The sequence below is a fragment of the Streptomyces sp. SD31 genome (assembly GCF_052068475.1).
Taxonomy (GTDB): domain Bacteria; phylum Actinomycetota; class Actinomycetes; order Streptomycetales; family Streptomycetaceae; genus Streptomyces.
Map to the genome: position 1 here is coordinate 1 of NZ_JBQHCX010000051.1, position 989 is coordinate 989.

Annotated in this window: 1 protein-coding gene; it reads left to right on the top strand. The window is 68.5% G+C overall.

Annotation, left to right across the window (positions count from 1 at the left end; genetic code table 11):
- Window positions 1-21 precede the first annotated feature (21 nt).
- The coding region (locus ACTMVF_RS42360; protein WP_441276425.1) for an amino acid adenylation domain-containing protein at window positions 22-989 on the top strand (968 nt) is incomplete at its 3' end.

The following is a 989-nucleotide window of genomic DNA, read 5'->3' on the forward strand; positions in this document are numbered from 1 at the left end:
GCCGATCAGGCGGGTGTGTGGTTGGCGTCGACGTCGATCTCGTTCGACATCTCGGGGCTGGAGCTGCACCTGCCGCTGATCACGGGCGGTCGGGTCGTCCTGGCCGGTGATGGTGAGGCGAAGGACGCTACTGCGCTGATCGGACTCTCCGCAGCGCACGGCGTGACGCACATGCAGGCGACACCCTCGGGCTGGCGGCTGCTGTTGACGGCCGGGTTCGAGGATCGGTCGGTAGTGGCGTTGACGGGTGGTGAACCCATCAATGCCGAGCTGGCCCGTGAACTGCGTTCATGCGTCGGTCGGTTGGTGAATGTGTACGGCCCGACGGAGACCACGATCTGGTCGTCGTTCTGGGAGGTTCCGGAGGGCGTCGAGCGGGTCTCGATCGGTGGTCCGCTGGCCAACACGCAGTTGCACGTGCTGGATGCGCAGGGCCGTCCGGTGCCGTCGGGTGTCGTCGGTGAGCTGTGCATCGGCGGTGACGGTCTGGCGCACGGCTATCACGGCAGGCCGGGTCTGACGGCGGAGAAGTTCGTCCCGAACCCCTTCGGCCCTGCCGGTTCCCGGCTGTATCGCACCGGTGATCTGGCGCGTCGACTGCCGGACGGCACCTTCGAGTGCCTGGGCCGGATCGACAGCCAGGTCAAGGTCCGCGGCTACCGCATCGAACTCGGCGAGATCGAGTCACGTCTGCGCGAACACCCCGCCGTCACCGACGCCGTAGTGGTGGCCAGGGAGGACCAGGCCGGGGACAAGACCCTCGTGGCGTACGTCGTGGGGGAGCCGGACACGGCCTCCCTACGGGAGCACCTGCGGCAGGCGCTGCCCGACTACATGGTTCCGGCGGCGTATGTGCGCCTTGAGGCGATCCCGCTGACCAACAGTGGGAAGGTCGATCACCGTGCCCTCCCGGCCCCGGAGCAGAGTGCGTATGCGGGTGGTGGTCGTACGGCTCCGCGTACGCCGGTCGAGGAGCGGCTGGCGGCGGT